This window comes from Dysgonomonas sp. Marseille-Q5470 (assembly GCF_951230145.1).
Lineage (GTDB): Bacteria > Bacteroidota > Bacteroidia > Bacteroidales > Dysgonomonadaceae > Dysgonomonas.
Map to the genome: position 1 here is coordinate 266,040 of NZ_CATNVE010000002.1, position 15,221 is coordinate 281,260.

Consider the following 15,221-nt stretch of genomic DNA (forward strand, 5'->3'; position numbering starts at 1 on the left):
TCGCTTTCCATATATTTATAAAGATTATTAGTCTTTAAATTTAGCTGATAAGAATTCGCGGTTGAGGCGAGCAATATTGCTAATAGAAATGTTCTTAGGACATTCTACTTCACATGCACCTGTATTGGTACAGTTTCCGAATCCTAGTTCGTCCATTTTAGCCACCATTGCTTTAGCACGGCGAGCACCTTCTACACGTCCTTGAGGAAGAAGTGCCAACTGGCTCACTTTCGCCGAAAGGAAAAGCATAGCCGAACCGTTCTTACAAGCAGCAACACAAGCTCCACATCCGATACAAGAAGCTGAATCCATTGCTTCATCAGCATCTACCTTAGGGATAGGAATAGCATTGGCATCAGGTATACCTCCGGTATTTACACTTACATATCCACCAGCCTGAATGATTTTATCGAAAGCATTACGATCTACCATCAAGTCGCGAATAACAGGGAACCCAGCTGAACGCCATGGCTCGATAGTGATAGTTTCGCCATCTTTAAATTTACGCATGTGCAACTGGCAAGTTGTAATGTCTTCATCCGGTCCGTGTGGATGTCCGTTTACGTAAAGACTACACATACCGCAAATACCTTCACGACAGTCGTGGTCAAATACTACCGGCTCTTTTCCTTGGTTTATAAGATTTTCATTCAGAATATCAAGCATCTCAAGAAATGAACTATCTACTGAAATACCATCAAGTGAATATGTCTCAAAAGCCCCTTTTACTTGTGGGCCTCTTTGACGCCAAACTTTTAATGTTATATTTATTAGTTTTTCCATTGTCGTTTATTTTATGCCTTGTAATTACGTTGTTGTCTTACTATAAACTCATAGTCTAGTGGCTCTTTTACAAGCTCAGGAGCTGAATCTTCGCCCTGATATTTCCAACATGCAACATAAGAGTAATTTTCATCGTCGCGCATCGCTTCCCCTTCAGGAGTTTGGTATTCTTCACGGAAGTGACCACCACACGATTCGTTACGATTCAATCCGTCATAAGCCATTAATAAACCGATTTCGATGAAGTCTGCCAAGCGTAGAGCTTTTTCCAACTCAGTATTCAGGTCATTGGCTTCGCCCGGTATAAGAACATTCGACCAGAATTCTTTTTTAACAGCTTTCAGTTCTTCGATTGCTTTCTCAAGAGATTCTTTTGTACGTGCCATACCTACAAAATCCCACATGATAAGACCCAATTGTTTGTGAATAGAGTCAACAGAACGTTTTCCTTTTATAGCCATCAGTTTAGCTATCTTCTCTTTGATTTCATTTTCTACTTCCGCAAATTCAGGAAGGTCTGTGCTGAAACGAGGTACAGTAATCTGATCGGCAAGATAATTCTGAATAGTATATGGTAATACGAAATAACCATCGGCTAGTCCCTGCATCAATGCTGATGCGCCAAGACGGTTTGCTCCGTGGTCTGAGAAGTTAGCTTCTCCCAGTGCAAACAAACCTTTGATAGAAGTCATCAACTCATAATCAACCCAGATACCACCCATTGTATAGTGTATAGCCGGATAAATCATCATTGGTGTTTCGTATGGGTTTTCGTCAACGATTTTGTCATACATCTGGAACAAGTTACCGTATTTAGCTTCAACTACGTTGCGGCCAAGACGTTTGATAGCATCGCTAAAGTCAAGATATACGGCAAGACCTGTAGATCCTACTCCATATCCTGCATCACATCTTTCTTTGGCTGCACGAGATGCAACGTCGCGTGGTACAAGGTTACCGAAAGCCGGATAACGTCTTTCCAAATAATAGTCTCTGTCTTCTTCTGCAATCTGAGTTGGTTTTAATTTACCTGCACGGATTGCTTCGGCATCTTCTTTTTTCTTTGGTACCCATATACGTCCGTCGTTACGAAGAGATTCTGACATCAATGTCAATTTCGACTGGAACTCTCCATGAACAGGAATACATGTTGGGTGAATTTGAGCATAACAAGGATTTGCGAAGTATGCTCCCTTTTTGTATGCTTGGATAGCTGCCGATCCGTTAGAACCCATTGCGTTGGTAGAAAGGAAAAATGCATTTCCGTATCCACCTGTTGCTATTACTACAGCATGTGCCGCAAAACGTTCTAGTTTACCTGTTACAAGGTTACGTGCAATAATACCACGTGCACGGCCATCGATCATAACAACGTCGACCATTTCGTAACGGGTATAAAGCTTCACGCTTCCCTTTTGCACCTGACGGCTCAGAGCCGAGTATGCACCTAATAACAATTGCTGTCCGGTTTGTCCTTTAGCATAAAAAGTACGAGATACCTGAGCTCCACCGAATGAACGGTTGTCAAGTAAGCCGCCGTATTCGCGAGCAAAAGGAACTCCCTGAGCTACGCATTGGTCGATGATGCTATTCGATACTTCTGCAAGACGATACACATTCGCCTCGCGAGCACGGTAGTCACCACCTTTGATTGTATCATAGAATAGACGGTATACAGAGTCGCCGTCGTTTTGATAATTCTTTGCTGCATTTATACCTCCCTGTGCTGCGATAGAGTGTGCACGGCGAGGAGAGTCCTGGATACAGAAGTTCAGTACATTGAAGCCCATCTCACCAAGTGATGCTGCTGCTGAAGCTCCTGCAAGACCTGTACCCACGATAATAACGTCAAGGCGACGTTTGTTAGCAGGGTTCACCAGTTTCTGGTGGTCTTTATAGTTGGTCCACTTGTCTGCTAATGGCCCATCAGGTATTTTTGAATCTTTTTTTGGATCTAGTATAGTACTCATATCTGTTTTTCTTTTAATCAATTAACAAAAATAATCAGTGCCTAAACAAATGGGCAAAAAGTAGCTCTTGCGTAGAAGTAAATAGTTACAAATGCAAACGCAAGACAAATAATAGTAGCAACTACTTGTCCAATTACTTTCCAGCGATTCATCCATACGCGATTGTTCCATCCGATGGTATGAACAGCACTCCAAAATCCGTGAGATAGGTGAAACCATAATGCTACATACCATACCAAATACGCTACAACAACCCATGCTTGGCTGAAATAGTATTTGATAAAAGCAGCTCCATCTTGTGGAGATACTGTAGCATCGCCTAATTCTACATGATGATGTCCCATTAGTTCGGCAAACATCATTTTATACCAGAACTGGCTGAAATGTAGTACTAGGAATCCAATTACGATTACTCCCAAAACAAACATGTTCTGAGATGCCCATTGCACGTTTTTAGGGCGTACATTTACTGCATAACGATCATTACCGCGAGCTTTGCGATTTTGTAGGGTTAAGATAAGTGCATAAATGAAGTGAACTGCAACAAGTCCTCCTAAGACGGCAGTACCTGCCACAGCATACCAGTTAGCACCAAGAAGGGCACAAATGGTGTTGTAGGCCTCTTCCGAAAACACCGCCGTTACATTCATCGCCGCGTGAAACAGCAAGAATAAGACAAGAGCGATACCTGAGATACTCATGATCAACTTCTTGCCAATAGAAGATTTAAGTAACCAACTCATAAATCAAATCTGTTTTTAGTTATTTAGAATAGTTAATTTTAGATGTATTGATCGTTGACTATGATAGAAAAAAAACATGCGTAATCGCTTTTTTCTATTACCCTGCAAAAGTAGGTTAAATAAAGGTATTTTCAAAGTAAAAGCAAGAGCTTTTTAATCAAAAAGCAAAATCTGTAATTACTATATGAACATATCCGATTTCATTTATTGACCTATATTATACGTATTTAAGGTTGATATAGCATAAAGCTATAAATACACTCTGTTCTTATAAATATAGTCTTTTTATAGAAAGAGCCAAAATCTATGAGTTTTATTCTGTATGGCTCTTGTCGGTATGTTTTTAGTATTGATAACATTCTAAAAAAGCGTATAAAAGAATGGCATGGTAGCTTATTGTAGAATAATTTTATTTGCGAATGTCTTGAAAGCCTTATTCACAGATGAACTATTTCTTTCGTAATTTGTTTTATTTATAGTGATAATGACCTGTTTGGAGACTATAGCATAATTTACGAGATGTAATTCTTGTTAAATTTGTTTAAATAATCTGTATTTTTGCATCTTTCTGGCTTTTTATGCATCTAATAAGTAAATAAGCACAAATAATACCAATAATGAAAACTTCCAGGCCTTTTACAATGTCATACGCATTGATTCCTACTGCTTTATTGTTAACATCAGTAGGCATTCTAAATTTTGATTCGGATAAAGTACTTGGATTCGCTTGTTTTGCTGCCTCTCTTATTCTTCTTGTTGTATCTCTGGTACAAATAGTAAAGGATAAAATCAGAGAGTCGAATCAAAAATTTACATAAATAATTGAGCCAACTCGTAAACTTGTTTGGCTGACTTGTCCCACGAATATTTTTTTATTTGTAGTAAACCCTTTTCTTGTAATTCTTTTCGCAGCGGTTCATCAACCAACAATTGTTCTATCTTTTGAGTAATATCTTCTACATTGTAAGGATCTACGTATAATGCCGCATCTTGGCTTACTTCGCGTAAGGCCGGTATATCCGAGTTGATAACCGGACAGCCGTATGTCATCGATTCCAATGGCGGTAAGCCAAATCCTTCGTACAGAGACGGATATACAGATAATAAAGCATTCTGATACATGGTCTGTAATTTCTCATCGGGTATATAGCCCGGAAGATGTACATTTTCCCCGATTAGCTTTTGTAGATCAGGTGTATTGAAAGCTTTGAACGACATACCTATAATATATAGTTTCACCGACTTGTCTTTTATTTTGTCAAAGGCTTCTACGAGTCGTACGAAGTTTTTGCGGGGGTCCATCGATGATACTGCCAGAATATATCTTTCCGCTTCGGGGTTGCGTGTGAAATTCAATATTTCTTCCCTACTGGGCTTATTATGAAACGGTACGTTGCTATGTACTACATGTATCTTTTCGGAATTTATACCCAAAGTATCTACTATTTCTTTCTTCGAAAATTCACTGACGGTAAGTACTGCATGTGCTTTTTTCCCGATGCGAGGCATCATGTAATGGTAGAAACGGTAATAATTTTTTGAGAACCATTCGGGGTAACGCTCGTGCGATACGTCGTGGATGGTCATGATTTGATTGCTATAATTTAGTGGGCCGCAGCCTGTAAAGCTTATCAGCAATGGGCTGCCAATACGCTTCAGATAGCGAGGTAGGGAGATCTGCTCCCAGAGATGTGTATTCAAAGAACCACATTTCACCACCTTGAAATTGAACTTATAATCCGGATGGATTTCATTCGGTACAGCTACATGAAAATCGACACCCATTTCATGAAGTTTGTTACATATCTCGAAAGCATATCGATGTACGCCTGTTGCTTTTTGTGTCAAGTATCTTCCGTTAACTACAAACATATTATGTCAATTTTTGGGTAACCAATCTTTGTTTTGTTCTACAAATATATTTACTAAACTATCCAGTTGGTGTATCTTATTATTAATATTGGATGAGTTAAGTTCATACTCCGGATTATAAATATTTTCGAGTACTTTGTCTGTCAATGCCGGAGAAAAGTGTGTAACGTCCGAATAGTTATTCAGATCGGTAATTTCATTCATGTTGAAAAAGAACATTAATCGGGCATTGTTGTATGCCTTCAGGGACTGTTGCAGGTGATATATGAAATCGATGAACTGGTCGTAATACCCACTTTCTTTGGTATGATACCAGTATAGAGCCGAGTATGGAGACAAAACAATTGTATATTGAATATCTTTATGATCGTCTATAGCCATATTTTCCAGTAATGAAGCAAGTTTGCTGTGCATGCGTTCCTTCATTCCATCCAGTCGCTGTATCGATACTGTTTGTCCACTTAAGTAAAGATTCTTTACATGATCGGCATTATAATAGTTCAAATAACTGTTGTTCCCTATTTGATCTATTTCTGTTTTCATCACATATTCTACGGGTATCTGTTCTTTACTTTTCAGATATAGAGGTAGTATCAGGTCGATGGGTAAGAAGCGTATGCATGCTTCATATCCATATAGATACTGTAGCTTGTTGATAGGCCTGTCTTCGTATAGGAATCGCGGATAACGGACTTCTTCAAAGCCGAGATTGAACTGAGGAATGTCAAAGTTTATAATGAATGATTTTACACTATCTTTTTTGACTAACGAGTATAGATATTTCATCTCTTCGTTGTTCATTCCTCCGCTTGATAACTTAACAGGTTTAACAGAAGGATTATTCTTTTTGAGGATAGATATATCATAATTCTGTACCATCGATGATCCGAGTACAACAGTATTGTAGTCGTAGTTGCGTGCGAGTCCTCCATTTTGCAGCCATGGACTCAGAAAATAGCGTCCATCTTCATTGACTCTGAACTGGAAAAATGGATCAACAATATAAGTAAGACAGCCCACGCCTAACAGCATTACAATAGAGGCTATTGCAAATACGCTAAGACATTTTTTGAATGAGTTTTTATTCTCTATCTTATTCATAGGCTAGAAGTTGAAATAAATAAACGCACCTACTCTCGAGAAATGAATTACCGACACCGTGAACAGCAAGGCGATAACCATCGCATTTTTTACCGTCGGTTTGAATTCATTGTACTTATCTATACTGTTCTTAGGATATAAAAAGACCAATGTAGTTAAAATAGACAGGATAGCCAATACATATATCACAGCCATAGAGTCGGGATATGTTATGCTCGTGTTGTAAGCCATGTGGGCTATTCCACTGAAGCTGAAACTCTCAGGAGCGAACATATTTTTAAGAACGGTCAGTGCTATGTCGAATGTCGGCGAACGGAATAATACCCATGCCGCATTTACAAACATAAATGTGAAGAATATCCGTATGAGGTTGGGTATTTTCTCCAGATGCTTCATGAATAGCCTCTCAAATATGCGTACGACCCCGTGTGCAATACCCCATACGATGAAAGTCCAAGCTGCGCCATGCCAAACACCACTGACAAAAAATACGACAAACAGGTTGAAGCATGTACGGGCAAGACCTTTGCGATTTCCTCCCAATGGATAATATATCAGTACGGCCAGAGATCGACCTAATGTGATGTGCCACCGTTTCCAAAACTCAGTTATACTTACAGACTTGTATGGAGAATAGAAGTTGACCGGAAGGTTGATGTTCATCATCTTAGCCAATCCGATTGCCATATCGGAATATCCGCTAAAGTCGAAATATATCTGAAACGAATAAGACAGGGCGGTCAGCCATGAGGTCGCAAAACCAAGCTTTTCGGGCGATAGGTATGAGTAAAATACAAAATTGTCGAGCGTATCGGCTATTACAGCTTTCTTGAAAAGACCGATAACAAAGATGAAAAGACCGGCTGAAAAGTTTTTTGCATTGAAAAAGCGATTTTTCTCATCCAAATATTGATGCAGCATATCTTTAAGAAACACTATAGGCCCTGCTACTAACTGAGGAAAGAATACGATAAACAATGTATAATCCCAAAAGTTTGGTACTTTTTCTTCACGTTTTAAGACGCTGATAAGAAAAGCTATTTGTTGGAATGTGAAAAAGCTGATGCCGATAGGCAGCATGATATGTTTTATTACAAACTGCGTGTCGAAGGCATAGTTGATGTTTTCCAGAAAGAAATTGGAATATTTATAATAGCCTAACAGCACAACATTGAATATCACACCTATTGTAAATACTATTTTACGTGTAGGAGGCCTCTCTATATTCTGCACGCCGGTTGCAACAGAGTAGTTGACTATCACAGAAGACATAATCAAAGCTATATACCAGAGATGTTCGAATCCTTGAAAAAATATAGCTCCATAAAATATCAGTGATGCTACGATCAAAAATATTTGCTGGAATCTGCGGCTTACATAACGTGCCATCCCGAAGTATAGCAAGAGTACTAGCGGCAGATAAATAAATACAAAACTGTATGTAGAGAATATCATATATTAAGTATTCTGCTGTTCTATATCTTTATAGGTTTTACCACTATACCAACTTCTCTTCACGAATAACTTACTTAATCCGATCCAAAACTTCATTTTAAACCTGTTCCAACTTTTGTTATTACTTTTTGTTTCGGTGAAGTAATCATCGTTGGCAATGATATTAAAATAACGTTTTTTTTGCTCCATTCCTCCCTTCAGGTACTCAATATGATGCGTAACTGTTTTTGATTTGGGAAAGACATAAAAACGTCCCTCTTTGATGTTTGGTATATAGGGGTATTTGTATTTCACATAACTAGGAACATGCACAGGTGTATTTTCCTTTATCCACAGATAACCTGCGTTTGTATCTCTCAAGAAGTTGGATATATGACATTCGGGAAAAAGTTCAAAATCAAAGATTCCCGAATTTTTGATAATATATTGTGTCTTGATAATTGCAAAATCTGTCGCTAAGGCATAGTATTTGTCATACCAGTCGGCACTGGCCCAAACTGCAAAATCAGATTTGTCCAACATGCTTGTATATTTAGAGATAATACGATCACCATACATCCATGTGTCAGCTTCGAGGATAAGGGTGTATTTGCAGTCCGATGGAATATATTTAATACCTTCCATTAGTAATTGCGAATTGCCTCGCCTGTGTCCTGCGTTCTCTTCCAGTATTACGAGCTTGTCAATGAGCGGTAACGAATCGTGAGTGATTTCATAACTATTGTTCTTGCCATTGCTGACAACAATTGTATAATAATCATTTTCCTTCCATGTATCAGATATGATCCGAAGATTATGTTTCAAATCTTCAATCCTGTCATATACACGTATCAGAATTGCTACTTTCATCTAGTTTTATTTAGTATACCAGGTTTCTAATCCCTTTTTTGTAAAAGTGTATGGTTGTATCTGCGCGTCCAATCTTTGTAAAGCTTTAGCTACGGAAAAACGAGTATTTCCCGGACAATAGAAAAACACATATCCTCCACCTCCGGCCCCCGATATTTTGCCTCCTGTGGCTCCTGCGGATATGGCTGTATTGTATAGTTCTTCGAAAAGTGGAGTGGAAATTCCGTCCGCCATGTCTCGTTTGTAAGTCCATCCCCGATGCAAAACATCTCCTATTTCGTCCAAATTATTTTTCAGAATAGCTTCCTTTATTTCATAAGACTGTTTTTTTATCTGATGCATTGCTTCTATTGACCTTTCTTGATGATCTTTAACATTCTTTTGTTGCTTTTCGATGATATCTCCCGAATTTCTACTCGAGTTGGTGTAGCAAAGCAACAAGTTGTTAGATAGCTCATTGATTATTTCGTTGCGGATGCGTAGAGGATTTACAATCACTTTGTCATCTGCATAGAATTCCATAAAGTTAAACCCTCCGAATGCTGCGGCATACTGATCTTGTTTTCCTCCTGCTTGCTTTAGGTCTATCCGTTCTATCTGATATGCAAGATATGCCAGGTCGTAATCGCCCAAAGGCAAAGAGAGCCATTCGGTATATGCACCCAATATAGCAATGGCTAGGGTAGAGGACGTTCCTAGTCCCGAGCCAAAAGGAACTTCGAGAGCACAGGTCAGTGTAAAAGACAAAGGTTTTTTTATAAAGTCTTTGATTACCCTGTTGTATATGCCTTTCATCAAATCGGCTTTATCGTTGGCGATAGGTAGTTCGATCGCAGAATCGAAAATATATTCCTCATTTGTTTGTGGAATACGGAATACAATTTTGTTGTCGGTGCGAGGTTCAATATTTGCGAATGCATACAGGTTTATAGTTGCATTCAATATACATCCTCCATACAAATCCGAGTATGGAGATACATCGGTTCCTCCACCTGCTAATCCTAATCGGAATGGGGCTTTACTTCTTATTATCATGACTTGATATTTTAAAATATCTTGAGCAGACTATCTGCAAACTTATATAGATTTTTGTAATGTGCGTTAATGTTCTCGTATATTTTATGACCTTCGGGATATTTATCACCCACTAGTATTGTGTACATTCCCAGTTTGTTGCCGAATTCAATGTCTGACATGCTATTGCCTACCATAATTGATTTTTCGAACTCTATTTCGGGGAAATCAGCAAGTGCTTTAAAAGCCATTCCCACATTGGGTTTTCTGTTTATAGAGTCAGATGTCAGATCGGTACAATAATATATTCGATCTATATGTCCGCCTGAAGCTTCTATCTGGGATAGCATATAGCTATGTACTTCTTCCAAGTCGGATACGCTCATCTTGCCACGGCCAACTCCACGCTGATTGGTGACAATGAAAATGCGTTCGAATCTAGAAGATAACATTCTGATAGCCTGTAAAGTTTTGTCCGTAAATACAAATTCTGGTATATTCTTGACATAATCGCTGGGGCGTTCTACATTAATAACGCCATCTCTATCAAGAAATAAATACTTGTATTTGTCTAAATTTTGTTTGTCCATCTTAATTTTACAAGTTCTTAAAATCTTGGTTCGCCTTCGCAAAGTCGGAAGAAATTCCTATGTCGATAAAATAACCTTCTTGCACACAGCCGTAGAATGGAATATCGTTGATGTGCTTTTCCATCACATCTTTTTCGAAAGAAAATTTTTCAGGAAGGTTTAATGTCTGAAATAGGTTTTTGTTTATTACGTATACTCCTCCATTGATTAATCCCTTTGCACAATGCTGTTTCTCGTTAAAACGGATGATGCTTTCCTCTTTATCCAAATCTACAGAACCATAACGGTCAAAATCTGTCATAGGTTTCAATGCTAGGGATGTCATCGCTTTCTTTTCTTTATGAAACTCTGCTAACAGAGTAGTGTCTACATCAAAGAATGTATCTCCGTTGAAGATAAAGGCTTTATCTGTTTCCACTTTGTCGAATGCCAACTTGATTGCCCCGCCTGTTCCTAAGGGTGAATCTTCTACAACATAAGATATCTTGAAAGGGTATGATTTGCCGTCGAGCCACTGTAGTACAACTTCCGATTTATAACCCAATGAAAGAATCAGGTGATCGAATTGCTGATTTTTTGCATAGTCGAACAAGTAACTCAAAAATGGTTTTCCGGCTACTTCGGCCATGCATTTCGGTACATCGCTTACTACCGATTGTAAACGGGTGCCCAGCCCTCCGGCTAATATAATACATTCTTTCATTTTGCTGTTTTTGCTATTACTGCTTCTTTATATCTTATTGCTTATACTTCTTTGCTTCATTTTTATTTTGCTCTTCGCATATAGATTAGGCATATATACGTAATATTTATAGAACATGAAATAGAAGAATATGATGTATAATATGAGATTTAAGTCGATAAGTCCTTTTACATTCAGCGCCAAGGTGTATACAAACATCGATATGGCAACCATATTAACACCCCAGTCTTTTGTTAAGCTAAGTTTTATGATATATAGCTGATATACGAAAAATCCCAGAGTTCCTATTATTCCTGAGAAGAATAGAAGTCGGCTATATCCCACATCGGTACCAAAAAATGTGGCTGTCCCTTGCCCTATAATCAGCTCTGAGAATTTTGTCGGTATCAAAAACATCTGAGATAATCCACTTGAAGACTTTGTTTCTAATCGCCCGTGTACAAAGAGGTTTGTAAACAATTCGAAAGCCCAGTCAGTAAAGCTCGAAAAGTAAAACATTGCAAAAGTATATCCGGCTACCATCAGGAATGCCGCAGCTATGACAAATGTCTTCGCTTGTTTCTTCACTGCCCTGTTGTCCCACAGATACAATACAGCAATAAGAGCAAACCCCACCGCCATACCTACAATCGTTGTACGAGCCATAAACAGACCGATATAAAAAATAAATACGTACAATGTAGCCAGTATAATAAACTCTTTGGTAGTAAGTTTCATTCTCATGAACAGATAGGAAAGTAAGATAAGGGCAATACCACTGATTGCTCCCGCTCCAAAGAACCCGATGCCATATCCCAACAGGCGTTGCCCTCCGGCTTCCTCCATGATTTCTTCAGTGTACTCTCCGCCTTCCATCTGTAAAGATATGAGGAATTCTTTAACAGGATCGCTTATATACATCAAAAATGCGCAAAGAGACTGTAATGCGATGGCTCCGATAATGTATAAGAGAACTGTGTTGAGGGTAGGTTTTTTATGTATCTTAAATATAAGTAACATAATAATATATGCTGTAAAGAACCAGGCAATCCTACTCTTTACATAGTCGAAGCTAAATCCTCCGTCATCGGCTCCATTGTACCATACCGAAGTGTAAAAAATCAGAAATAAAGCAAAAGTGGCAACCATCACATATACAACTTCCCGAAATGGAAAACGATGATAGGCATAGATAGCTAGTCCGATCAAACCCGATAGAGAAATGAAAGATGAGCCTCGTACATCCAAAGCCTGTGGATAAATATAATAGAACGTTACCAATAAAGGAACCAACATTGGTAATACCTGTTTCAATTTAGGCATACACTTTATCTAAATACTAGTTTGTAAATAAGGGACTTTTTATATCTGAGTCTAAAAGTACACTTTGTATAAAAAATAGCCAAATCTCTTGATGTATAATTTCTTTCATCGTACAAAGATGAGGCTTTCATCTTCTTTATTACTTTCAGACCTAAACGAGAATTTGCACACAGACGTAACCATGTAAGCGAAAGAAGCTTCACCAGATAATTTTCGTCACAGAAGTCTTTGTCTTTATTCAATTTGAGTAAGGAAACCATAAATGCTTCACACTTGTCAAGATAGTCGAATGACGATTGTAAAGGAACACATTCTGCTACAGAAGTATAGATATTTATAAAGTCGTCATTGGTAGGCAAGTCCAAATGCTTGCAATGTATTTTAAATACCTTCTTCTTATTCTCTGTTTGCAGTTCTTCGTGCAAAGAGGATACCTGTTGCTTATGCACACGATATAGTAACAAAGGCTCACTCAGATTTCCCAACTTTGTTTTGTACATAGCTTCGGACCACAATGCATAGTCTTCGACATGTAAATACTCCGGCTCAAATTTTAATCCCAATTCGGTAAAGACTCTCTTGCGAATCATTACCGCCGGATGGCATATTCCCGACCGAAAAAGCATATATCCTCGCAACTCCCGATCGTGTGTCGGACTGTGGTTCAGATCTTTTTTACTCGGATTTTCTGATCGGAAGGCATAAAACTGTGTACTTACTATATCATGATCGGTATGCTTCTCCAAAAATGCGACTTCCTTTTCGATGCGAGTAGGCAAGGAGATATCGTCAGCATCCATACGTGCTATATAATCACCTTTGCACAGCAAGATACCTTTGTTCAATGTTTGTATTAATTTCAGATTCTTTTCATTGGTGAAAACACTTATCCGAGAATCTTTTTCTGCCATAGCCTGTAATAAGTCTCCTGTTCTGTCAGTAGAACAGTCATTTATGGCTATAACTTCAAGGTTACGGTATGTTTGATTTAGAATCGAATTGATCGATTCTTCCACATACCTTTCTACATTATAGCAGGGTATTAATACAGAGACTAAAGGTTGGCTCATTTTTTATTTGCTACTATTGTGTTAAAGACAGCGCCATAACTGTCTACCATTTTCTCTATCGTAAAATTTGCAAGATATGATTGTCTTGCACACTCAGACATGCTCTTCTGAATGTTTTCGTCAGATAAAATATATTGTATTTTTTCTTCAAAGATAGAGGCTTTATTCTCTACCGCAAAACCATTTTTCCCGTCCAATACTTCTGTAATACCTCCTACAGCAGATGCAACTACCGGAACTTTGAATGCCAGAGCTTCAAGTATCGACATTGGCAACCCCTCGTAGTTGGATGGTAATATAAAAACATCAGCGTATCTTAAATAAGTAAAAGCAGAATGCATTTCACCCAAACAAAATACATTGGGCGGCAGTCCCTCTATTTCCTCTTTATTGCCAATCCACACAAAGGCATATTGAGGCATTTCATGTGCTATATCCAGAAATAAATCGAATTTCTTTTGTTTCGATATTCGCGAAATACACATGATTGTTTTGGGATAATCTTTTTTTATACTCTCTAACTTTTCCGTCAGAGGATCTTGTTCAATTTTGTTTGTCAGATAGTGATCTGCAACGCCATTATATATCCTTCCTACGTTTTTACAGATATTTTCCTTCATCATCATATCCACATCGTATTGGCTCACCCCAATGATGCGGAATGCTTTGTGCTTCAACAATTTTTCGATAACTAAGAATTTCCGAAAAGCAGTCCTTATCGAATCAAATCCATGTACAGTATATACAATTGTTTTACGACCGAAGACTAATCGTCCGATCGCTCCCATCTTGGAAGAGTGCAGATGCACAACATCGGGTTTGTATTTGATACGGTAATAAAATAATTTCAATAAAAGCATTATATCTTTTATTGAAACCTCTTTACAATGATTGTTTAACTTAATGCGGGTAAAATTATCTCCCAAATTACTCCAGGCTTCGCCATTACCTCCATATAGGAGAAAGAGTTCGTGCTCAGAACTGAATTTTTTTACCAGGTCTGCAACTATAGTCTGGGCGCCGCCATATTCAGAAACCGTAATAACCTGGAAGATTTTCATGTAATTATCTTGTAGAATTGTTTGCTCTAACTGTTATCACCATTGATGCAAAGATAACATTTTTTATATCTTTTGTGTTACATATCTCTGTTTTATGACAATAACAAGACTGTATCACGAAGCTAATGCTAATCTTTTCCACTTGTAATATCCCATTATAGAGACAACGAAAAAGATAAAAAATAAACAGCCCGACATAATATCATGTTGAGCAAAGAGTAAGATGCTTGAAATTAAATTTGCAGGAATTACCAACAGCCATTGTTCTACCCACTTTCGGGAGATCATCCACAGTGCTACAATGTTGAGGGAGGTGGTGAGAGAGTCTCCAATCGTGATATATACGTTATTGGCACTAAACGAAATAAGGATGCCATAAATAAATATGGCTATAAGAGCTACTCCGATTATTATAGGCAGGGTGTAACGTTTGGTAGCGTGAGAGATGATCTCATCTCCTGTTTCTGTATCCCTGTTGCGGAATATCCATATCAGCCAGCCATATATAGATGCCCCCAAAAAATAGATGTATATACCCATACTGGCATATAGCTGCGTACTATAGAATATATAGATATAAAAAGCTGCCATGACGATACTTGCAGCCCACATCCATACATTGGCTTTGTATTCTAAGTAAAGGAAAATAAGACCGATAATGGCTCCAACTATGCTGACCCAATTATTTTCTATAAAATATTCTATCAT

General features: G+C 38.2%; 15 protein-coding genes. 1 reads left to right on the forward strand and 14 read right to left on the reverse strand.

The genetic code is table 11. From position 1 onward, the window contains the following. Window positions 1-27 precede the first annotated feature (27 nt). Genes QOX35_RS04445 through QOX35_RS04455 form a run of 3 tightly spaced genes read right to left on the reverse strand, consistent with a single transcriptional unit; the run spans window position 28 to window position 3,496 of the window. Window positions 28-783, reverse strand: coding sequence for a succinate dehydrogenase/fumarate reductase iron-sulfur subunit (locus QOX35_RS04445; protein WP_135104886.1), 756 nt, complete (start codon window positions 781-783; stop codon window positions 28-30). Window positions 784-794: 11 nt separating this feature from the next. After that, window positions 795-2,753: a fumarate reductase/succinate dehydrogenase flavoprotein subunit gene (locus tag QOX35_RS04450; protein WP_283685936.1), complete on the reverse strand. Its 1,959-nt coding sequence runs from the start codon at window positions 2,751-2,753 to the stop codon at window positions 795-797. Window positions 2,754-2,794: 41 nt separating this feature from the next. Beyond that, window positions 2,795-3,496 carry a succinate dehydrogenase cytochrome b subunit gene (locus QOX35_RS04455; RefSeq protein ID WP_283685937.1) on the reverse strand — a complete coding sequence of 234 codons (702 nt, stop codon included), beginning with the start codon at window positions 3,494-3,496 and terminating at the stop codon, window positions 2,795-2,797. A 617-nt stretch (window positions 3,497-4,113) separates the two neighbouring features. Here QOX35_RS04455 and QOX35_RS04460 point away from each other — a divergent pair. Beyond that, complete coding sequence (locus QOX35_RS04460; RefSeq protein WP_006843210.1) at window positions 4,114-4,314, forward strand: hypothetical protein; 201 nt, start codon at window positions 4,114-4,116, stop codon at window positions 4,312-4,314. On the opposite strand, the gene QOX35_RS04465 is transcribed toward QOX35_RS04460, so the two are convergent. The 11 genes from QOX35_RS04465 to pnuC form a co-directional block, all read right to left on the reverse strand. Continuing rightward, the gene (locus QOX35_RS04465; protein WP_283685938.1) at window positions 4,307-5,368 is read right to left on the reverse strand and encodes a glycosyltransferase family 4 protein; all 1,062 of its coding nucleotides are present in this window, start codon (window positions 5,366-5,368) and stop codon (window positions 4,307-4,309) included. The two genes, QOX35_RS04460 and QOX35_RS04465, sit on opposite strands and share 8 nt — an antisense overlap. 6 nt (window positions 5,369-5,374) lie before the next feature. Beyond that, on the reverse strand, window positions 5,375-6,469 hold the full coding sequence (locus QOX35_RS04470; RefSeq protein WP_283685939.1) for a hypothetical protein: 1,095 nt from the start codon (window positions 6,467-6,469) through the stop codon (window positions 5,375-5,377). A gap of 3 nt (window positions 6,470-6,472) precedes the next feature. Then, the gene (locus tag QOX35_RS04475) at window positions 6,473-7,924 is read right to left on the reverse strand and encodes an MBOAT family O-acyltransferase (RefSeq protein WP_283685940.1); all 1,452 of its coding nucleotides are present in this window, start codon (window positions 7,922-7,924) and stop codon (window positions 6,473-6,475) included. Between the two features lie 3 nt (window positions 7,925-7,927). Further along, window positions 7,928-8,773 carry a glycosyltransferase family protein gene (locus QOX35_RS04480; protein WP_283685941.1) on the reverse strand — a complete coding sequence of 282 codons (846 nt, stop codon included), beginning with the start codon at window positions 8,771-8,773 and terminating at the stop codon, window positions 7,928-7,930. A 6-nt stretch (window positions 8,774-8,779) separates the two neighbouring features. Beyond that, a complete protein-coding gene (locus tag QOX35_RS04485; RefSeq protein ID WP_283685942.1) occupies window positions 8,780-9,808 on the reverse strand; it encodes a GHMP family kinase ATP-binding protein in 1,029 nt (342 codons plus the stop codon). An 11-nt stretch (window positions 9,809-9,819) separates the two neighbouring features. After that, window positions 9,820-10,377: a D-glycero-alpha-D-manno-heptose-1,7-bisphosphate 7-phosphatase gene (locus QOX35_RS04490; protein WP_283685943.1), complete on the reverse strand. Its 558-nt coding sequence runs from the start codon at window positions 10,375-10,377 to the stop codon at window positions 9,820-9,822. Window positions 10,378-10,384: 7 nt separating this feature from the next. After that, a complete protein-coding gene (locus QOX35_RS04495; protein ID WP_283685944.1) occupies window positions 10,385-11,080 on the reverse strand; it encodes a nucleotidyltransferase family protein in 696 nt (231 codons plus the stop codon). 27 nt (window positions 11,081-11,107) lie between these two features. Beyond that, window positions 11,108-12,382 (reverse strand): hypothetical protein, encoded by a 1,275-nt coding sequence (locus QOX35_RS04500; RefSeq protein WP_283685945.1) that lies wholly within the window; start codon window positions 12,380-12,382, stop codon window positions 11,108-11,110. Between the two features lie 5 nt (window positions 12,383-12,387). Continuing rightward, the gene (locus tag QOX35_RS04505; protein ID WP_283685946.1) at window positions 12,388-13,452 is read right to left on the reverse strand and encodes a glycosyltransferase family 2 protein; all 1,065 of its coding nucleotides are present in this window, start codon (window positions 13,450-13,452) and stop codon (window positions 12,388-12,390) included. After that, complete coding sequence (locus QOX35_RS04510; RefSeq protein ID WP_283685947.1) at window positions 13,449-14,513, reverse strand: glycosyltransferase; 1,065 nt, start codon at window positions 14,511-14,513, stop codon at window positions 13,449-13,451. Before QOX35_RS04510 ends, QOX35_RS04505 begins: the two co-directional genes overlap by 4 nt. A gap of 114 nt (window positions 14,514-14,627) precedes the next feature. Further along, window positions 14,628-15,221, reverse strand: coding sequence for a nicotinamide riboside transporter PnuC (pnuC, locus tag QOX35_RS04515; RefSeq protein WP_283685948.1), 594 nt, complete (start codon window positions 15,219-15,221; stop codon window positions 14,628-14,630).